This window comes from Gracilibacillus sp. Marseille-QA3620, from assembly GCF_054950035.1.
In genome coordinates this window covers 1,620,449-1,640,820 of record NZ_CM143102.1, presented here as the reverse complement: position 1 = coordinate 1,640,820, position 20,372 = coordinate 1,620,449, and the positions used below count along the sequence as shown (strand labels likewise).

The 20,372-nt window shown below is 41.9% G+C and carries 20 protein-coding genes and 1 pseudogene; 10 read left to right on the top strand and 11 right to left on the bottom strand.

What is annotated here, in order from left to right; genetic code table 11:
• Positions 1-114: 114 nt before the first annotated feature.
• Positions 115-282: a type II toxin-antitoxin system antitoxin gene (locus ACY8DX_RS08300; protein WP_156185624.1), complete on the bottom strand. Its 168-nt coding sequence runs from the start codon at positions 280-282 to the stop codon at positions 115-117.
• A 13-nt stretch (positions 283-295) separates the two neighbouring features.
• Positions 296-1,156, bottom strand: coding sequence for an SPFH domain-containing protein (locus tag ACY8DX_RS08295; RefSeq protein ID WP_049671294.1), 861 nt, complete (start codon positions 1,154-1,156; stop codon positions 296-298).
• A gap of 145 nt (positions 1,157-1,301) precedes the next feature.
• On the opposite strand from ACY8DX_RS08295, the gene ACY8DX_RS08290 reads away from it, so the two are divergent.
• From ACY8DX_RS08290 to ACY8DX_RS08280, 3 genes are all read left to right on the top strand, one after another.
• Entirely contained in the window at positions 1,302-2,606 is a 1,305-nt protein-coding gene (locus ACY8DX_RS08290) for a D-serine ammonia-lyase (RefSeq protein WP_462406913.1), read from the top strand.
• A 116-nt stretch (positions 2,607-2,722) separates the two neighbouring features.
• Positions 2,723-3,163 carry a hypothetical protein gene (locus ACY8DX_RS08285; protein WP_156185625.1) on the top strand — a complete coding sequence of 147 codons (441 nt, stop codon included), beginning with the start codon at positions 2,723-2,725 and terminating at the stop codon, positions 3,161-3,163.
• Positions 3,164-3,390: 227 nt separating this feature from the next.
• The gene (locus ACY8DX_RS08280) at positions 3,391-3,879 is read left to right on the top strand and encodes a hypothetical protein (RefSeq protein ID WP_462406536.1); all 489 of its coding nucleotides are present in this window, start codon (positions 3,391-3,393) and stop codon (positions 3,877-3,879) included.
• Positions 3,880-3,946: 67 nt separating this feature from the next.
• Here the strand turns inward: ACY8DX_RS08280 and ACY8DX_RS08275 are convergent, their stop codons facing one another.
• Positions 3,947-5,560 carry a glutamate synthase-related protein gene (locus ACY8DX_RS08275; protein WP_462406535.1) on the bottom strand — a complete coding sequence of 538 codons (1,614 nt, stop codon included), beginning with the start codon at positions 5,558-5,560 and terminating at the stop codon, positions 3,947-3,949.
• Between the two features lie 214 nt (positions 5,561-5,774).
• Here ACY8DX_RS08275 and ACY8DX_RS08270 point away from each other — a divergent pair, with 214 nt between their 5' ends.
• On the top strand, positions 5,775-6,845 hold the full coding sequence (locus ACY8DX_RS08270; protein WP_049671298.1) for a DUF3900 domain-containing protein: 1,071 nt from the start codon (positions 5,775-5,777) through the stop codon (positions 6,843-6,845).
• Between the two features lie 352 nt (positions 6,846-7,197).
• On the opposite strand, the pseudogene ACY8DX_RS08265 reads toward ACY8DX_RS08270, so the two are convergent.
• Positions 7,198-8,268: pseudogene (locus tag ACY8DX_RS08265) on the bottom strand (IS256 family transposase); the annotation flags it as partial.
• Between the two features lie 317 nt (positions 8,269-8,585).
• Between ACY8DX_RS08265 and ACY8DX_RS08260 the strand changes: the two are divergent.
• The 3 genes from ACY8DX_RS08260 (at position 8,586) to ACY8DX_RS08250 (ending at position 10,353) form a co-directional block, all read left to right on the top strand.
• A complete protein-coding gene (locus tag ACY8DX_RS08260) occupies positions 8,586-8,786 on the top strand; it encodes a hypothetical protein (RefSeq protein WP_049671299.1) in 201 nt (66 codons plus the stop codon).
• An 81-nt stretch (positions 8,787-8,867) separates the two neighbouring features.
• A complete protein-coding gene (locus tag ACY8DX_RS08255) occupies positions 8,868-9,143 on the top strand; it encodes a hypothetical protein (RefSeq protein WP_462406534.1) in 276 nt (91 codons plus the stop codon).
• Positions 9,144-10,026: 883 nt separating this feature from the next.
• A complete protein-coding gene (locus tag ACY8DX_RS08250; protein WP_049671302.1) occupies positions 10,027-10,353 on the top strand; it encodes a YuzC family spore coat inner layer protein in 327 nt (108 codons plus the stop codon).
• Positions 10,354-10,410: 57 nt separating this feature from the next.
• Here the strand turns inward: ACY8DX_RS08250 and ACY8DX_RS08245 are convergent, their stop codons facing one another.
• From ACY8DX_RS08245 to ACY8DX_RS08235, 3 genes are all read right to left on the bottom strand, one after another.
• Entirely contained in the window at positions 10,411-10,848 is a 438-nt protein-coding gene (locus ACY8DX_RS08245) for a GNAT family N-acetyltransferase (RefSeq protein ID WP_082197132.1), read from the bottom strand.
• Positions 10,849-10,976: 128 nt separating this feature from the next.
• A complete protein-coding gene (locus ACY8DX_RS08240; RefSeq protein ID WP_462406533.1) occupies positions 10,977-11,387 on the bottom strand; it encodes a DUF3021 domain-containing protein in 411 nt (136 codons plus the stop codon).
• Positions 11,384-11,842 carry a LytTR family DNA-binding domain-containing protein gene (locus tag ACY8DX_RS08235; RefSeq protein ID WP_462406532.1) on the bottom strand — a complete coding sequence of 153 codons (459 nt, stop codon included), beginning with the start codon at positions 11,840-11,842 and terminating at the stop codon, positions 11,384-11,386. Before ACY8DX_RS08235 ends, ACY8DX_RS08240 begins: the two co-directional genes overlap by 4 nt.
• Before the next feature lie 376 nt (positions 11,843-12,218).
• On the opposite strand from ACY8DX_RS08235, the gene ACY8DX_RS08230 reads away from it, so the two are divergent.
• Together ACY8DX_RS08230 and trhA are read left to right on the top strand one after the other, a co-directional pair.
• Complete coding sequence (locus ACY8DX_RS08230; protein WP_462406531.1) at positions 12,219-14,570, top strand: DUF6359 domain-containing protein; 2,352 nt, start codon at positions 12,219-12,221, stop codon at positions 14,568-14,570.
• A 207-nt stretch (positions 14,571-14,777) separates the two neighbouring features.
• Positions 14,778-15,425, top strand: a complete 648-nt coding sequence (trhA, locus tag ACY8DX_RS08225; RefSeq protein WP_049671305.1) for a PAQR family membrane homeostasis protein TrhA — start codon at positions 14,778-14,780, stop codon at positions 15,423-15,425.
• 57 nt (positions 15,426-15,482) lie between these two features.
• On the opposite strand, the gene ACY8DX_RS08220 is transcribed toward trhA, so the two are convergent.
• The 3 genes from ACY8DX_RS08220 to ACY8DX_RS08210 are packed head-to-tail and all read right to left on the bottom strand — an operon-like array spanning position 15,483 to position 16,797.
• Complete coding sequence (locus tag ACY8DX_RS08220) at positions 15,483-15,716, bottom strand: hypothetical protein (RefSeq protein WP_462406530.1); 234 nt, start codon at positions 15,714-15,716, stop codon at positions 15,483-15,485.
• A gap of 54 nt (positions 15,717-15,770) precedes the next feature.
• Positions 15,771-15,953, bottom strand: coding sequence for a hypothetical protein (locus tag ACY8DX_RS08215; protein ID WP_049671306.1), 183 nt, complete (start codon positions 15,951-15,953; stop codon positions 15,771-15,773).
• Positions 15,954-15,999: 46 nt separating this feature from the next.
• On the bottom strand, positions 16,000-16,797 hold the full coding sequence (locus tag ACY8DX_RS08210) for a type II toxin-antitoxin system SpoIISA family toxin (RefSeq protein WP_462406529.1): 798 nt from the start codon (positions 16,795-16,797) through the stop codon (positions 16,000-16,002).
• Positions 16,798-16,969: 172 nt separating this feature from the next.
• Between ACY8DX_RS08210 and ACY8DX_RS08205 the strand changes: the two genes are divergently transcribed.
• On the top strand, positions 16,970-18,502 hold the full coding sequence (locus ACY8DX_RS08205) for an FAD-dependent oxidoreductase (RefSeq protein WP_462406528.1): 1,533 nt from the start codon (positions 16,970-16,972) through the stop codon (positions 18,500-18,502).
• Between the two features lie 37 nt (positions 18,503-18,539).
• Here ACY8DX_RS08205 and ACY8DX_RS08200 read toward each other — a convergent pair whose 3' ends face one another.
• On the bottom strand, positions 18,540-20,135 hold the full coding sequence (locus ACY8DX_RS08200) for a catalase (protein WP_462406912.1): 1,596 nt from the start codon (positions 20,133-20,135) through the stop codon (positions 18,540-18,542).
• Between the last annotated feature and the right edge of the window lie 237 nt (positions 20,136-20,372).

The following is a 20,372-nucleotide window of genomic DNA, read 5'->3' as shown; positions in this document are numbered from 1 at the left end:
TAAGAATGTACTATGGAAGTCATCATTAATCAATATCATTTTTCTCCCTATTTCCCACTTTGATGAACCGGAACAAAAAGGAGGCCTCCATAGCGCAGAAGCCTCCTATCCACTCTATTGCTTATGATCTTCATTTTTCAGCCTTCCAGCTTTCTTAACCGCATCCTTTAGTATGATTTCGATTTGTGCATTTACGCTTCGCAATTCGTCTTCTGCCCATTTTTCTAATGCGTCATAAAGCTTGGGGTCAATCCTAAGCGGATAAGCTTTTCTTTTTGTCATTTAAACCAGTTCCTTAATGGATGCTGCCTGTATTAATAATCGGCTGAGATCCCTTATCAGACACAATCGCCACCATTAAGTTGTTGACCATTTGTGCCTTCCGATCCTCATCCAGTTCGACAACCCCAGAGTCCGCCAACTGATGAATCGTGCTTTGAACTAACCCGACTGCCCCGTCCACGATAACCTTCCGTGCAGATAGGACTGCTTGTGCCTGCTGTCTTTGCAGCATGGCTGAAGCGATTTCAGAAGAATAAGCTAGATGCATAATACGGGCCTCAAGAACTTCTACCCCCGCTACAGACAAACGTTTTTGTAAATCCTCTGATAAGAAAACAGCAATCTCATCACTGTTCTTACGTAAGGACATTTCCGATTCATGGCCAAAATGATCATAAGCATACTGGCTTGCGATATGACGAATGCCCGTTTCACTTTGAATCTGAACAAATTCTTTATAATCCTTTACATCAAAGGTGGCCTTTGCGCTATCTTGTACCTTATAAACGACAACAGCCGCAATTTCAATTGGATTTCCTTCTAAATCATTGACCTTAAGCTTGTCGCTGTTAAAGTTAATCACCCGTAATGATACGCTTGATTTCATCGTTAGCGGCAGCGCTACCCAAAGGCCTTGCTCCCGAATAACACCGACATACGTACCAAACAGTGTCAGTACCTTTGCCTCATTTGGCTGGACAATGGTTACTCCAGAAAAAATCAAGGCAGCTAGAATGACGAGGATAACAGGAATAACAAGTCCCAGCCCTGCTCCACCAGACATGATAAACAGGTAAATCCCCATTCCAACTAATATCGCTCCAATGAGGATACCTAAGTATCCATTGATTTTGAATGCCTTTTTCTCGGCCATCACACCATCTCCTATATATCAAAGTGATATCATAATTATATCATATTAACCAAATAATGTGACAGACTATTTCAAAAAATAGGCATTATCATGTTTAATGAAAGTAATGTTATTGAAATGCGCACATAAGGAGATGGTTTGATTGATGAAAAAAATTCATGGCAAAACGAAGGATGAATGGCTGAAGGAACTGCCTATCTTGCAGGATATTTCGGAAAGAAAAGAATGTTACTGGGTGAACCATCCTAATCCACTTCTTCATTTAGATTGTTCGAAAATCGATGAGGCTGAAGAACGCTTAAATCGCTTTGCCCCCTATCTTGCCCATAAATTCCCGGAGACAAAAGCACAATCAGGTTTGATTGAGTCACCCTTAGTAAGGGTACAACATATGCAAGACCGTCTCGAACAGCTCCATAACCAAGCCATTGCAGGCAAGCTTTTTCTCAAATGCGACCATGCTCTCGCTATATCAGGTTCGGTGAAGGCTAGAGGCGGGATTTATGAGGTGTTGAAACTCGCAGAACAGTTGGCTGTACAGCAAGGGCTCCTAAAGATAACAGATGATTACAGCAAGATCGATTCGTCTATTTTCCGGTCCTTCTATTCCCGCTATACGATTATCGTTGGCTCTACCGGAAATCTTGGTTTGAGTATTGGCTTAATAGGCCGCACACTCGGTTTCCAGGTCAATGTTCACATGTCCTCGGATGCAAAACAATGGAAAAAGGATTTACTCAGAAAACGTGGGGTAAATGTCGTTGAACATGGATCAGATTACGGGGAAGCCGTCAAACAAGGGAGAATGGAAGCTGAGAAATCCCCCCTCTGTCATTTCATTGATGATGAGAAATCTGCCGACCTTTTCTTTGGGTATGCAACAGCAGCCCGCCGGCTCAAAAATCAATTGAAGGATCTAGGTGTTCAAATTGATGAGAAACATCCCCTTTTTATCTATCTTCCATGCGGAGTTGGAGGGGCACCAGGCGGGATTGCCTATGGATTAAGGCAGGAATTCGGGAAACACGTCCATCTGACCTTTGCTGAACCTGTTGAGTCTCCCTGCTTTCTGCTTGGGATGGCCACAAAGCTTTATAGCTCAGTATCTGTTCATGATTTTGGCCTTACAAACCGGACTGCAGCTGATGGTCTAGCGGTCGGGAGGCCATCTGAATTATCCAGCCAATATATGATTAATTGCTTAAACGCTTCCTTTACAGTATCAGACACTCGTATTTACCGTTACCTTGCAGAGCTGATGGATACGGAAGGCATATATGCCGAACCGTCTGCACTGACGGGATTTTACGGACCATTTTTATCTTCAAAGGAATATGACCTGCCAGAAACAGCTGTCCATGTCATCTGGTCTACAGGCGGAAACATGGTTCCACTAGAGGTGCGGGAAGCAGACTATCGAACCGGTAAGGGGGTCCTTTTGAACCCTTAGTTCCAATCCTGATCATCATGACGATTAAACGTTCCATCAAGAAACCCAAGACGCAATTGTTTAAATTCTCCAAAAAATAGCTTATGATAGATTCCATAAAGGAGGATAGAAGATTGATGAAGAAGAATACATACCTTTTGATAACAGATGAAATAATGAACACAGGCCAAGTATCTCCTAAATTAGTGCAAACATTAAGCGCGCCAATCGTTGTAAAAATGTTTTACAATCTATTTGGACCATCAGGCACTCATCTTCTATCAGAGAATACCTATCTGGCACTGAAAAACGAGCTGGAGAAAACAGACCATCCCCTTCCCGAAATGGCTGTGCCGTATTCAAGCTCTACCTTGGTCCATCTCTATTACAATGTCATCGGCAGGCATCTTTCCTCTGATTCCAGCTTGATTAGCGATGATTCACATGACCAGAATACCTTGATGCTTACGGTAGATGATTTGCTGGATTTGCTCCTATTTGCGAAGGAAGAAGGAGATGAGGAATATATGAATGATATTAAAAATCGTCTCAGTGCCCTTTGCAAACCAATAGGATAACAGGTAAACAGCCCTTTATATTATTTCGGAATAACAATATGGTTTGCCATTTTCATACAGACCTCTCAATGAATTACAGGTTGATATCTGCCACAAAAGGAATTTACTTACTATATTGTGACATTTCTCGTTTCTCAGTTCACGAAATTATCATTCTTCTTTTTTTCATGCTACTATTATCCTAGAAAATGATTTCAATCATGACTTTAAATACAAGGGGGATTTTTATGCGGAGCAAGACGAAAGAGATTATTCTGGCAGAAGTTAGACAAACCAACACAGTATATGAAAAACTACTGACTTCCTTAACGACTCCCGTATTACTGACTGTATTTGAAAAATTATTTGGAGGAAAGGCCGAATACACCCTTTCAGACAAATGCTTTGATATGATTGTTGAGGAATTAGAAATATTGGATATGCTGCCAGAGACAACCGGGGAGAAAATCACGGATGCTATGCTTGTTGAAATTTTCGTTTCCCATTATCAAGAAGAAGAGAAACGAAAGGATTCAGAAAAACTGATTGTTAACGAGTTCGAAGAAGGGGAAATTGACGAACAGAATACAGAAAGCTTGACGCTGGATGATCTGCTCGATTTATTAAGCCTTGCTATCAAGGACAATGATATCATTTATGCCAATGAAATCAAAAAGCGTTTACTTCATATGAACAGAGCACTTAATAAAAAAGATACCTCCATCGAAGCCTCCTAATACTGGTGAGCAAACCTATCATTTATCATAAGCGGGAAGAATGCCAGCCATTCCTTCCCGCTTATTTTTATTTTGTTACAAGCTCTTCCCATCCTGGTTCAAATTGGATATCCTTCAGATTCTTCACCTGATAGTGCTCATCTACAAACACGATATCCTCTTCACCGAAATAACGCGGGCTCTTCAAATGGGCAGAGGCGGCCAGCATGAATAATTCCTCCCGAAGACCAACAAGATAATTGGTTACCCGATACCTTTTTTCATCAACGACAAGGGCTTTTTGCAGCTTAGGATCTGTCGTTGCCACCCCTACTGGACACTGATTTGTATGACATTTTTCAGCGAGAATGCATCCTACGGCAATCATCAATCCGCGAGCCACCTGCACGGCATCAGCGCCGAGAGATAGAACCAATGCAATCCGGTCAGCAGAGAAGAGCTTACCGCTGGCGATTATCTTCATCTTGTTCCTGATTCCGTATTGCTTCAATAGACGATTGGCAATCATAATAGATGGGACAATCGGAAGTCCGACTGAATCGGACATAGCCTTATAGGTTGCTCCTGAACCTCCCTCAGCACCGTCAATGGATAAGAAATCAGGATAACGCCCACTCTTTTTCATATAAGATGCAAATTCTTCAAACGTTTCTTCTGCACCGATAACCATTTTGATTCCAACCGGTTTACCGGAAACCTCCCTGACTCTTTCTATGAAATCCAGCATAGAGTCAAAGCTGTCAAACTCCTCAAAGCAATTTGGGGAATCAATCGTCTTATAGGGCTCGACATTTCGTATCTTCGCAATCTCCGGAGTAACTTTTACTCCCTCAATATGGCCCCCGCGTATTTTTGCCCCCTGGCCTAATTTCAATTCAAATGCCTTTACCTGATCCAGCTTGGATTTCTCCAAGAGCTCATCCCAAGAGAAATTTCCTTCCTTATCCCTAAAGCCAAATTTACCAGGACCGATTTGACAGATTAAATCTGCTCCTCCCTCCAGATGGTAGGGAGAGATTCCACCTTCGCCGGTATTCATAAACGCTCGTGCATCATGAACGCCAAATGACAGAGCCTTGATGGCATTCTTGCCTAGTCCTCCATAGCTCATTGCGCTCATCCCTACAGGACTCTTCAAATGAAACGGCTTGCGGCAAGTATCAGCCCCAATGATAACAGCATCTTCATCCTCATAAAGCCAAGGCTTCAAATCGGTTTCTACCATATGCTCCTTCCTTGATAGAAGGGTCTCCTCATCAATTATGTATTTCTTTGAATGGATGAGCGGTGTTTGATCTGCCCCCATATCCTTCAAAAGCCTTGGAAAAAACGCATTACGAATATAGAATCCAGGCTTGTCAAAATCCCGTTTGCTCCCTAACGCGACAACAGATTTCGCATATTTCGCCGTCTTGACGATTGCTACATAATCGTGATGAGAATATGGTCTCCCTGTCAAATCCCCCTCAAAGAAGTATTGCTTCAATTGCGGACTGACCTGTTCAGATACGTAGCGTGCCCTAGCCAAGAAAGGAAAATTACGAAGGATGGCATGCTGCTGCTGTTTCCTGTCACGGTTCCACTTGATGCAAGAGGCTATTCCGACCACCATCAAGCTAATCAAGAGGATAGACACAAGGATTCCCACCAACAGGACGAAAAAGAAAGCCCATCTTTCCATGTCCTCCACCTCCTAAACAGTTCATACACCTCTAACACCCTATACCCCAGCTTTAGCATGAAAAGGCTTGGTAAATGTTTCATCAAAACACAAAGACTGTCATACCCTCTTGGATTCTGTTTATAGGCTCTTGGGTACGATAAAGGAAATTGACGAAATCTTGAGCTTTTGGGATACTGAGAAGGCTGACTAAACAAGAAATTAGGTGTGAATGATGGAATTTGAGATACGTTTTTTATCCTTTTTCGTAATTGAAACTGAAAATAAAGAGCAGCCGACAGCCAAGCTTTATCAAACACTTGACACAGCTGAATACGAAGAAAGCGCTCTGAAGGATTTCCTTGACGGGGAATTTAAGAAAATCGTCAAAAGAAAGGTGGAACGCCACCCGAATTCCGAACAAGTTCCGACCAAGCTTGGGCATTTTATTATCGAGCCAGGCCATGCGCTCGATTCAAACCCGAATTATAACGCCTTTAACCGAACCCGCTATGCCGAAAGCAAAGAGGAGTTCCAAAGCTGCAGTGAGGAGTTTGTTCATTCTTATTTGGACACGAGCGCTGTGCGAGGAGGCGTCTTCCTCCTAGCATCAGCAGTGCCTCGGAAATTCTTTGAGCATCGTTTCCTCTTCATCATGAAATGTGATTTCGAGCCGAAGGTTGCCTCCATCTCTGATGAGAAAACATTGATTCGCAATGTTGAAATGGCCATTACGACCAAGAATATGAAATCCATCCTCTATCCGCATATGCCTGAGGAAGGAATGATTGAGGAAAACGAGCTGAAAATCCACCAGTCCTCCCATGCCCGTTACTTTGAGGACTTCTTGAAATTCGTCGAATATGGGGAGTCCAAGCAGGAAATCATGAAGAATCATGTAATGGAAATGGTACAAGAGCATATTGGAGAGGTATATGAACCTGAAAGCGAGGAAAGACGCCAGTTCGAGGAGGCCATTGAGATTTGGGCTGAGAGCCCGAAGCGGGAGCTGCAAGAAAAGCTGTCAACAGAGCAGGTCGTCGAAGCAGCAGCCCAATTAGTTGAGCGGGAACCAGAAGTTGAGCTGAAAATGAAGCTCGACAGCACAAGCATTAAGGGTCTGCTCGCCGATTTCGGAGAGACCATCCATTTAGCGAAAATCAATAACCGCTATGTCCTGGTCATTGAGGCTGACACCATTCTGTTTGAGAAAGGCTTCTCCCCTATTGAGTTCCATAAGCCGGATGATCTCCATCAGGTCATTGAGAAAATCAGCCGAAAAACATATGAAGCGAATACGTTTTAAGATGGATCAAAATAGTGCAAAAACCACCTACAAACAAATGGAATATTCCATTTGTTAAGGTGGTTTCTTTTTATCAACACGTTTACTATCTAAGTAGTGCTTAGTTTTGTGATGTAAGTATGTATGCTTGAGCCATGAGGTCAAAGTTGGGATCATTCTTAAACACTACATTACCTTTAAGTACAATTTTCTGCTGCCGAGTCACTTTTTTCTGTTTGATGTTTGTCTCCATTTCTCACACCTCTAATATGTATTCTCCCATCGACCCTCCCTATACCCAATGTTTCATCCTTATACATATCCCTCAACAGGTATTTCTCTTTGAAATTCCGTTCAATGAATCCTCTGGCCAAACAAACCCGCTTAATTTTCTCGTTACCCATGAGTCTTTGTATTTGGTCCCGTCAAATAGACGATTTTCTCAGCTGCCTCAATGTTCGGGAGGCTGTTCATCATCTTTAATCGTTTCCGGATTTCTTTGTTTAAACGTTCAATTAAATTGGTTGTATAGAGATTGGGCCTGATGTAGGAACTGTAATTCATAAATGCCGTTGGGACAGGTAAATCATTCTCCCAGGACTCTAACTCCTTTTTGTAGGTCTTTGACCATTTCTTCTTAACTTCTCTTGCAGGGCCTTTTCTGCTTCATCAAAAGAAGATGCTCTATAAATGCGCTTCAAATCCTCGCTAAGGGCGGATTGGTCTTTCTTTCTGGCGACATTTAGGGTCTGGCGAACTTTATGAACAACGCATCGTTGGACATCAGCCCTTGGAAATGCCTCCCGAAAGGCTTCTTCCAGACCCGTCAATCCATCAAATATGCCAAGAAGCTCTTCCCTGCCCCCACGACCATAAAAATTCATTAGAATCCTTCTCCACCCATTCGAAGTTTCCCTTCCACCTACGTAAAAACCCAAAATCTCTCGATTCCCATGAGGAGTGATGCCCATGGCAATATAAATAGCTTCCTTGTCGACTACGTCTCTGCTCAATTTGACGAAGAGAGCATCTAGGTAAATCGCAAAGTATTGAGTATTCAACGGTCTCTTTTGCCATTTCTCCACATCTCCCATGACAGCTGAGGTGATATTAGAGATGGTCCCAGCTGAATATTGGTCTCCTAATAAGTTCTTCATGATTTTACCTACTTGACGCACACTAACCCCCGTTTTGGTAGAGCTGTACAACCAATTCATCCACAGCGACCATCAGATGTTAATAAGGTTCAAGCAGTGTAGTTTGGTAATCACCTTTACGGTCAGGGGAACCGAAAGGTCTTCTGGCCGGCCATACATGGTATCCATTGAACGCTTGTAGTAGCCATTACGTGAATTGTCTATTCCCACTGGTTCTCGCTCATTAAGACGTTTTTGATCTCTTCCTCTAAGATTAATTCAATTTTCTCTTTAAAGAGGTCATTCATTAGGGATTGTACAACATTCGATAAATCTCAAGTATTTGTGTTATGACCATTCATGACAAAGCGCTCCTCTCAAGGGTTATTGTGGTGATAACTTGGAGAGTACTTTGTCTTTTTTTGTTTTGTCTAATAAAAGACCTTACACATAATTTTATACATCATCTGTTATCAGTTTGTATTGAGCTTAAAAGTAACAATTATTACTGTTTAATCAAGCAGTTGGTCATTTTTGTTAAAAAATATTACAAAACGCCTTATCCCGGTGTTGCATATGGTAGAATAATTTTCACAGTAATTCATACATAAAAGGGGAGTCACAATTGGCAAAAGTAAAACATTACATCAAAGATGGAAAGATTATTAGAGAGACTAAAACAGGAAACAGTGTAACACATGATGAGATAAGCGAAGAAGAGTTTAATAGGTATCAAGTAGGCCAAAGTAAAAATGGATTCATATGGCTTACTGCATTGTTTTTGATAGTAATAGTTTTCTTATATACAATCTTTTCTCAATTTTGATCAATCATCCGATTGGTCTTTTTTTTGGGGGGTATTTATAAAATATAATCAGATAATTTTACGCAACAAGAAGGTGATGAAATGGATACTGCAGGAATGATTTTCATTATAGTTGTTATAGGCATCGTTGTTGTTGTAATGGTTCCTTTTATAATCATGGCTACAGGGTCGTTTATTATGATATTAGCATTACCTTTTACGGCACCGTTTCTATTTCCTAAGTTTATTTACTCATTTCTGTATGATGTTGTAGGAATCAATAAAGGTGTCAGTATTGTTTTTGCCTTTTTAGTTTTCTTGCTTACCGTGTTTGTAGAGGGAAGTGTAATATGGGTCATTTACAGATGGGTTATATAAGATATATATATGATGAGTAATCCATTTCATTTGGAGCTATTTATTAAATCATTATTATTACACATGCATACTCCCCTACACTCCAAGATATCCTTTTCTTCTGACTTTACTATCCTCCCAGTATTGGGATACTCCACCTAATTAAAGATGGAGTCCTTTATTTGTTCTCTCAATACTTGCTCAATTTTTAGAGCAATCCGTTTCGAAATGGAGGTTTCTTATTTGCGAGAAGGATAAATTGTTATCCTGTACCTCATCAAGCCTTCGCGGTATTTCAACCATTATCTGCGGCAATTTACATCCCTCTACTACAATGGCTGTAAATGAAAACCCTGAGCAATCACAACTGTATGTAGTTTTATTCATGATGAGATTAGTCCTCGATTACTTCAAAGCCTTGGTTGCTTATCATGTGTACATTTGGAGCTAACACTTTCCCACCATTTATGATAAGAGTTAATAACGCTTCTCCCAATCGTTATTACATTCACTTGCTGCTGGTTCTTCATCATTGCCTCAAGCTCGCTACCCGCCTCTACTTTTAAAGATACATCCAGTTTAATTTGAGTGCCCAGTGAAAGGTGGCTTTTTGTATTCGTTTTATGAAATAAATAATTGTTACCGATGATCACTTTTTTCAGCCTGTTAATTCAGACGAGTATATCAACGCCTTACCATCATTGTTTTTCATCTAGATAGTCTCTCTTCTCTCATACACGTCCGAAATGTATCATTGACCGGATGCTTCAGCTATCCCTCTCCTTCCCAACAACGGATTGCTCATGATTATCACCCAAAAGAGCCCCGCAGCATAGGTATATGAATGAACGGAATAAATCGATGGTTCCAAACAGGACAAATCAAGTAAAGGAGTCACATGAGCATGAATCTTGAGCAAAGACAGCAATATCCGCCTATTAATACACAGGTATTTGTGAATTCCGCCAATTTATCTAAGGAAATGATTAGTGATCTTTATACCATCACCAATCAAGTCGAGAGCAATCCGACCTTTGCCCGCCAATTAATGGAGGCTGCCCAGCGAGGACAAAGGAATCAAGTCATCGCACTGATTAACAGCCTCCCTCTTACCCACCGGCCTGAGGTTACCTTCTCACCAGGGGCAATTGTCGTCCGCATTCTCCCTGCAAATCCTTCTAATAGCAGTGCCAATCTGACTTTGACCATGATATGGAAGCAGTCCTTTTGACAGGCCGGACATAAAAAAACAATCGGCGAAATGGGGCCGATTGTCTACATAGGATATTTACAATTCTTTCCTGAAGGAATAACTCCATTTATCATAATCTAGCTTCTCTTCATAAAACCGGTGGGCATCTGTTCGTGGCAGGGCTGATTCAAGTGCAACATACTTCGCACCATTTTCTCTCGCCCAATCATGGATAAAAGCGAGAAGCTTCTCTCCAATGCCCTGGGAGCGTTCCTCTTCGTTTGTTACCAAATCATGCACCATCACATGACGCTTATTATAGAAATTCACACGTACGCTTATGCCAATGACTGCAGCCATCTCTTCACCTCGATAAAAAGCGAATAAGCGATAGCCATCCTTTCTCATCTCATCCATTAATTCAAAATAGGAATGCTTATCTAGATTCGTACGCAATTGCGTGATGATTGGATAGGCCTCTTCCCATTGCTCTACTGAAATGAGCTCCATTATTGTTTCTGTCATAATCGTCATGTACTTGCCTCCTATTTCAATCCACTGAATAATTGGCCAAACAAGCTGACACACTCCTCATTATACACCGTATGAAAAATTCCGGTATGTTTTTTGTCTTTTTTTGACTATTCATAGGAATTAGGGTATTACAATCGCTTTAAATGCTCATTCAGTACCTTTTCTTGATATTTGAAATAGAGAAAGAAAATTGTCCAACTAATCAGGTAGATTGCGATAAATATCACCATTTGCTTCAATATAATTGGCATAGAGATCGGAATCCAGCCAATTGTGAAAGCAAGAAGGAAAAAAAGAGTGCTGACAGTCATAAAGTGCAGGAGCGTTTGCTGAAGCAGACTCCATTTTTTTATCTCAAAATACATCGGACTAACTGTAAAAAACCAGGCACAAATGATGACTCCAAGTGCATTCTTCAAAAATAAATCCGCATTGATGGTCTCTGCCTGGGAGAGGAGAATTCCTAAACTGATCATTAAAACATGAAGGAATCCTCCAAAAAAAACACCTATGAAGCTGCGGTAAATAAACGTCTTCATTTTGTTTTCCTCCTATTCATTCGCAATGCTCCTTTAATTGCTGGAACATAAGTCCTCGACACATATTCTTTCCTACCAGATTTAAAATGGACACAGAGAGTTCCATTGAAGGAGGCCTCAAAATGGCTTAGCTCATATAAATTGGCGATAGCCGATTTTGACAGACGGATAAAGCGATTCGCTGGAAGCATCTCTTCAAGCTCATACAGTTTTTCACGAATCATGAAAGATTCTTCCTTTGTCACAGCTTCCACATGGTCTTTCTCAGAATGAAAAAGATGAATATCTGTAACATGCAGGACATGCTGCCGTTCCCCCTTCCTGCCTATCAAGAATGGGTGTTCCCTTTCTTGCACAGCGTTAATGACTCCTTGTACCTCTTCATCTAAATGAGGTGCCTCAATGATCACTTTCTTTTCCTTAAATCCCCTATCAATATTTAAGATAAGTCTCATCCCCTCAAAACACCCCCTCAATCTCCCCTATGATTTTCCTATATACCAATAATAAGGAAGTTTCCAAGTAATGTCATACCTCTATCGATAAACCGCAAGATATGTTCCCTATCTTGCGAAATACGGTCCATAAGCTGCACTTTTGAGGCTTATTCCGATTCCTTTGCACTAAGCATTCATAAACATGGTCTTTATTCTCTATGTTAACCAGACAAGACGACTAGTTCTTTCCGCCTACACCACTGCCATTTATCAGTCAAAAGATGATACTTCCCACACTATCTAGCCTTCTACGTATTTTGTAGTATATGGATGAACTGACAAAAATGATAAAGGAGCGTGTCACATGCTGACGTTTTTCAAAAGACGTTTTTTCATGCCAAGTTTACTCTTTTTCTTCCTTTTTTCGATTCTAATTCCAAGCACAGTTTCTCATGCAGCAGCCCCTATTTCAGTTGCTGAAGCGATTGCCAATAATTCTGGCTCTGCGACCGTTGAAGGGTATATCGTCGCTCATACAACCGGGAATAACAGCTATGATTTCGATGCGCCATTTGGAAACGATTTCAATTTCGCCCTTGCTGATACACCAAATGAAAAGGACAAATCTAAGCTGCTGCCTGTTCAACTGCCAGCAAGCTTCCGTGCCGAATTCGGCCTGCAGACAAACCCGACAAAAATTGGAAGCAAGGTTCAAGTCACAGGTTCCCTTGAAGCCTATTTCACCGTACCTGGTTTAAAAAACCCAACGGCAGTTACGTTAGTTGATGAATCAGACCCTGCACCAAAAGCGGCTGAACCTGTCAGCTCCGTCCCTTCAGGTGCCGTCACATCCGGTACAACGATCACGCTAACATCAGACACGGAGAACGGCGCGATTTATTATACGACAGATGGCACTGTGCCAACTATAGATAGTACACGCTATTCCGGTTCTATCGAAATCACGAAGGATACAACCATTAAAGCTGTTGTGATTGCTGATGGATTTAAGGATAGCGATATCGCAACATTTACGTACTACATTGCCTTAAACGGCTTAGAAATACATGACATCCAAGGAGCAGCCCACTACTCTCCCTATGAGAATCAATATGTAGCTGATGTAGAGGGAGTTGTCACATATGTGGCTGATGCCAGTAATGTCTATATCCAGTCACTAAAGCCTGATAACGACCCGGCCACATCAGAAGGAATTCTTGTTTATAAACGAAATCACGGCCTATCTGCCGGAGATATGGTAAAAGTAAGCGGACAGGTGAAGGAATGGGTGTTGGAAGGATATTCTGAAAAATTAAAGACAGACCTTCCTGTCACCGAAATTAACGCTACTTCCATAACGGTCACAGCTACAGGACAAGCCCTGCCAAAGCCGGTTGAAATCAGCCCGCTTAAAGGACAACCGACAAAAATCATTGACAATGATCAATTCACAAAGTTTGATCCAAGGCAGGACGGTATTGATTATTATGAAAGCCTGGAGGGCATGCTCGTCAAGGTTGCAAAACCGAAGGTAATTGCTCCACAGGATTATGGCGAATTATATGTTGTCTCCAAGTACACGCCGGTCAACACTTTGGCTAAAGGTCTAAGAATTAAGGAGGATGACTTTAATCCAGAACGGCTAATTATTGATATCGATGATTCCAGCTTCGTGGCCAAAACCGGTGATTCCTTTACTGGCGATATTGCCGGGGTCGTCAGCTATGGTTTTAGCAACTACCGAATCTTCGCAGATCATGAAACTCTGCCTGATTTAAAAGAAGGAAAACTAAAGCAGGAAAAGACGAAATTGAAGCAGCATGCGAAGAAGTTAACCGTTGCCTCCTATAACGTCGAGAACTTCTCGCCGAAAACAAGTATGGAGAAAACGACAAAGCTGGCCAAGGCTATTGCAGAAAACTTAAATCAGCCCGATATTATTGGACTGACAGAAATTCAGGACAATGACGGTGCCACAAACAGTGGAAATACAGATGCAAGCAAAAGCTACCAGGTACTGATTGATCAGATTAAGGAACTTGGCGGTCCAACTTATGCCTATACCGATATCGCTCCAAATAATAACGAGGACGGCGGTGCTCCTGGTGCCAATATCCGTGTTGGTTTCCTCTATAATCCAGAGCGTGTATCCCTTGTCGATGCGCCAAAAGGAACAGCAAATGAAGCAGTCGGTTATGAGAACGGAAAACTCACCTTGAATCCTGGACGCATAGAGCCGAATAACGCTGCATTTAAGAGCAGCCGTAAACCGCTGGCCGCACAGTTTTCCTTTAATGGGGATAAGGTGGTCGTAATTGCCAATCATTTCAATTCTAAAGGGGGAGACTTACCGTTATTCGGTAAGACACAGCCTGCCGTCCTATCAAGTGAAGAACAGCGTGTCAAAATAGCAGCGATCGTCAACCAATTCATAAAGGATATACAATCAAAGGATCGAAATGCTAATATTATTGCCCTTGGGGATATGAATGACTTTGAATTCACCCAAACACTCAAAACCCTTAAAGGCAAGGAAATGACAAATATGATTGACCTTATCCCTTCCGTTGACCGTTACACGTATGCATACCAAGGGAATTTACAAGTGCTCGATCACATTCTAGTCTCAAAAAACCTTTCTTTACGAACAGCAGTTGATATTGTCCATATTAATGCGGCTTTTATGGAAGAGCATGGACGTGCAAGTGATCATGACCCCGTTTTAATCCAAACTATACTGAAATAGACGAATCTCCAATCATCTATCTGTAAAAAAAGAGAAGGCGGGATCACCATCATCCCCCCTTCTTTTTTTTGCTGTTAAATAACTTGACTCTCCTGCAATTACCACCTATACTTTGTTATATAGTATCGAAAACTACATGTTATCACTACATATGATACATCCGTTTTCAGCCAGCTTAAACATATCGGAGGAAAGAAGGAATTCGCAATGAATGAAACCCATGTTTATACGAAAAGTGAAGAAATCGTGAATGCTATCACTCATGGATTGGGTGCTCTGCTCAGCTTAGCTGCTCTTGTGCTCTTAATCATCTATTCTGCTCAATACGGAACTGCTTGGCATGTGGTGAGCTTTACCATTTTCGGCAGTACAATGCTGTTAATGTATCTATGTTCAACCCTTGTCCATAGCTTGCCTGAAGGAAAGCTAAAGGATCTCTTCCAAATTTTCGATCATACATCCATTTATTTCTTTATTGCGGGTACGTATACCCCCTTCTTGTTCATAGCTCTAGATGGATGGGCACGCTGGACAATCTTTGGAATCGTTTGGGGAATTGCCATTGGGGGAACCGTTTTTAAATCCTTTTTCGTGAAGAAGTACATGCTTTTTTCCACGATATTATATATTATTATGGGCTGGATGATTGTATTTGCATGGGGCCCATTATCACAGTTTCTTGCTCCTAATGGAATTGTCCTGCTTGTAGCAGGCGGCATTCTATATACTGCAGGATCTATCTTTTATGTGTGGCGCGGTTTTAAGCACCATCATGCGATCTGGCATCTATTTGTTCTTGCAGGAAGTGCCTGTCATTTCCTTAGTATCTTTTTCTATTTATTACCTTGGTCTTAAGAAATTAAAAAGGACTTCAGATAACTCTGAAGTCCTTTCTTTATGACTGCATCCGAGCTACCCCAGCCGGCCGCGAATGGATTTCAACCATTTAAGCGCCTCTTTGTTTTTCTTCAGCATCTTCGGATTGCGCACTAAAGTCGTATACGGCTTTTTCTTTCCTTTATCCTGTTCTCTTCTCGCTTCCACTATTCCATCTGCCCCATTCTCTGCTGCTTTTCTATAGAATATGCAAGTCGGAGGGAACCTACACAAGAAAATAGCTGCGGCATATTCCATTTTTAATGGCACAAGAAAAGGACAGGAGATTCTCTGATTTCCCGTCCCTCAGAATACGAAGTATTCTTATTTCACTGATTGAATATAGGCTAAGGCCTGCTTATTTAATTCCTTTAATCGTTTAGTCTGCTTGCTCATTGACTTGTTGGAGAGATGTGTTGGTTTTGCGCCAATTGAAGCTGCATTTGCGATTAAGTCCGTCTGATTCATCGCCCCTTCATTCAACCGGTCTCTTCTCCTTTGTTTCATGCTAATCCCCCTCGTCAATTCTTCCTCATTATATTATACCATCATTTTACATAAAAGAATCATATATATGAACCAAATTTGCGGTATGAATCCCGTCAATTTCTATCGGTGTTCCCTTTCCTTTCTTGATCACGACAATAAAGTGATATTTAGGAAGCTGAACAGGGACGATAAAGGTTTCATCCTCTTCTAATGTGATAATTTCTCCATTATAAATGGAAACAATATATTCTTCTAGTCTTGAGACCTCCATCCCTATATTATGCATATCCTTCATAATTAGAAGCTCTTGCCGGATCTTCGCTTGAACAGAGACTTCAAGATCGGTATTCGGATCGATTTCGTACTGCCGTACATCGATTTTCAAGCCAAAACGATCCCCATATTGCTGCAGGTATTGTTCCAGCTCTGCCAGATAATCCTCATCTGTCTCAGGGATTGGTTTCTTCTCGAAATAATAAATGGCATCTTGGATGAGAAAGGACATAAAACTAACCTTTGCCATCATATCCCGAATAAGCCGTTCGTTCTCCTTTAAGGTTTCTTCAAGAAGCTCAGAGCCATGAAGAAATTCAGCCTGCCATATTCTCAGGATGCTTGGAGTCAGCAGCACAGCAAGATCCGTAAAGACGACAATGGAGGCGAGACTCACTACATAGGGCCAATCGTCAAGCTCAAGACCGCCAAAAACCACTCCGCTGCCTGTCGTCGCAATAAAGATGGTATATAGAACTCTCCTCTTTTTCTTTAAGTTCAAATCAAATTGGCTTGGTCGTACGATTGCCATCACACATGAATAAATGGCAAATAAGACAATGAGAGCGACACAAATTTTTCCTACCATGAGCATCTCTCCTGAATTTGTTATCAGCACCCTTATTATACCATTTACTTCCAGTCAACGGACTGTTCTAACGATAGGCCATTCGATTGATTTTTATATGACAGATGAGTGATAGATTGTTTTAGAAAATCACGGGTATGTATAAACTATATTGGAAAACCGGAGGTGCATTATGACAAAAATCCCAACAGAGTCAAAATCTTATTGGACGGATTATATTGATCGCAAGGAATCCCCTGTCTATCAGCAGGCGGTTAAGGATGAGGAAACAGAGATTGTCATTATTGGAGCCGGAATCGTCGGCGTTCTGTCAGCTTATGAGCTGGCAAAAAGGGGCAGAAAGGTCATTCTGCTTGAAGCTGATCGTATTCTTTATGGAACGACAGGTCACACAACAGCAAAAATCTCAGCTCAGCATGGTCTCTTCTATGATGAACTCATCAAAAAGCATGGTGAAGAAACGGCAAGGCTATACTATCAAGCTAATATGGATGGTGTAAACTACCTCAAAAATATTGTGCATACAGAAGACATCGCTTGTGATTTCTCCGAACAAACCGCTTATACGTATGCATCGACAGATGAATATGCTGACAAAATCAAAGCCGAATTCAAGGCATATGAAAAGCTTGGTATAGATGGAGCCTTTCATACTGAATTGCCCTTACCCTTCCCAATCAAATCAGCGGTCTCTATGAATGGTCAAGCTCAATTTCACCCGCTCAAGCTATTGAGCAATCTTTTCGTTTCATTTGAGCAAATGGGCGGAATCATTTATGAGCGTTCACCTGTTAAAGACATAAAAGAGGATGATTCAGGTCATCATGCCGTGCTCGAAAATGGACATCAAATCAGCGGGAAGGCCATCATTATCGCCACCCATTATCCTTTCTATGATATGAAGGGACTTTACTTTTCAAGGCTGCATCCGCTTCGCTCCTATATCATCGCAGCTGCCACCGAGGAGAATATTCCCGATGGTATGTATATCAGTGCAGATAAACCGACTCGTTCCCTCCGTTACACAGACTATAATGGGCAAAAGCTGCTTCTAATCGGCGGAGAAAGCCATAAAACAGGTCAGTCTGAGGACGAACAAGCTTATTTCACCGCTCTGCAAGACTTTACGGATAACTATTACACGGTCAAGGAGTACCCATACAGATGGTCAGCACAGGACCTAGTCACGTTAGACAAAATCCCGTATATTGGCGCCTACTCTGACTCAAAGAATCATCTATATGTTGCGACAGGTTTTGCCAAATGGGGCATGTCTAACGGAGCTGCCGCAGCTTTAATTCTTAGTGATTTAATTACCGGTAAGGAGAATCCATATGCCGACCTCTTCTCACCTAGCCGTTCCGAGACGAATCTAGCAAGCGTATCTACCTTCATAAAAGAAAATTCAAATGTTGCCAAGGAATTAATCAAAGGGAAAATCAATCCTAATGAAGTAGATCTCGATGAATTGAAGCCTGAGGAAGGCGGCCATGTTAAGTTTAAAGGCAAGAAAGCAGGTGCCTACAGGGATAAAGAGGGGAATCTCTGTATACTAGATACAACCTGTACCCATTTGGGCTGCGAGGTAAGATGGAACAGCGGCGAACGTTCATGGGATTGCCCATGCCATGGCTCACGTTTTGATACAAATGGTGAAGTCATTGAAGGACCAGCTGTCAGCCCGTTAAAGAAGCTGAATGAATAAGAAAAGACTCTGCGAACTCGCAGAGTCTTTCTTTTGTTTAATAAGGTTCAGCATCATGACCCATGTCTTCAGCTTTTTTGACCGCTTCATCAGCCCGCGGGGAGCTCGTAACATTCTCCTGTTCCATTTCCTCTAAGACATTTGCAAGCCCTTCCTTTACTCGGCGTCCATATTCTTCATCTGCCTTCGTAAAGTGTTCAATCATTTTTTCTTGAATGATTGGGGCACATACCTTAAGGGCATTGACCAAGTTATTGATGAGGTCATCCTTTTCCCAATCTTCAAAGTTTCGGTATGTTTCTCCTGCCTGCTTATAATCATTGGCACGCTCAATTTTCTGTCTGACTAGACGATCATTATAATGCGGTTCATGGTCTTTTCCATCTTTCTCCGCTTCAGCGAAACCGCCAAGATTGGTCGGCTCATAATTGACATGCGGGTTGGATTCACTCGCAAAATCAACTGAGTAGGCCATCTGACCGTCTGATTGATTCGTCCTTACCTTTGTTTTCGGAGCATTCACCGGCAATTGAAGATAATTAGATCCTACACGGTAACGCTGGGTATCAGAGTACGAGAAGGTCCGGCCTTGCAGGAGTTTATCGTCTGAGAAGTCGAGTCCATCAACAAGCACCCCTGTACCAAATGCAGCCTGCTCTACCTCAGCAAAATAGTTAACTGGGTTGCGGTCCAAGACCATTCTTCCAACCGGGAGGAATGGGAATTGATCCTGCGGCCATAATTTTGTCGGGTCAAGCGGATCGAAATCCAGTTCTGGATGCTCATCATCACTCATGATTTGCATGCAAAGTTCCCATTCCGGGTAATCTCCTCGCTCAATAGCCTCATACAAATCCTGTGTCGCATGAGCAACATTCGTGGCTTGGATTTTCTCTGCCTCTGCCTGTGTAAGGTTTTTAATCCCTTGCTTTGGCTCCCAGTGATATTTAACAAGAACGGCTTCCCCTTCTTTGTTTACCCATTTGTACGTATTAACACCTGAACCCTGCATCTGTCTGTAATTCGCGGGTATTCCCCAAGGAGAGTGCAGGAATGTAGCCATATGGATGCTTTCTGGTGATTTCGAGAAGAAGTCAAACATGCCCTCTGGATGCATGAGGTTATTGACTGGATCTGGCTTAAAGGCATGGACCATATCAGGGAATTTGAGCGGATCGCGGATAAAGAATATTTTCAGGTTATTCCCAACCAGATCCCAGTTTCCATCCTCTGTATAGAATTTAACCGCAAATCCGCGCGGATCACGGGCTGTTTCGCTCGATTCACGTGCACCAGTTACTGTGGAGAAACGGACAAAGACAGGTGTTTTCTTCCCAGCCTCCTGGAACAGCTTGGCCCGAGTATATTTTGAGACAGGCTCATCCCCCACTTTTCCATAAGCCTCAAAATATCCATAAGCTCCAGCTCCTCTTGCATGAACGACGCGCTCGGGAATCCGTTCTCTATCAAAGTGAGAGATTTTCTCCAGGAAATGATAGTTCTCCAACGTCATCGGTCCGCGGTTTCCAACCGTCCGGACATTTTGATTATCGGTAATCTTATGACCCTGACGATTAGTCAGCACATCTTCTTCGCGGTTTTCTGGCGCATCTGAATGTTGTTTCTGATTCATTTCATCTTTTGATCGATCCACTAATATTCCCCCTTTGAAAAGTAAACATCAGTTTTCAGTTCCCCTCACAGAAATTGGATAAACATGATTCGTGCTTTTTTTTACATATTAAGAAAGTTTTCACAAAAGGGGTGGATTATTCTGGATGTTCCCCGTGTATTTTGACCCTTTGTATGTTACTGCCATTGGACCCCTTTGCACTTCTTGGATTGTATCCTGTATAGTATTCAGTAGAAC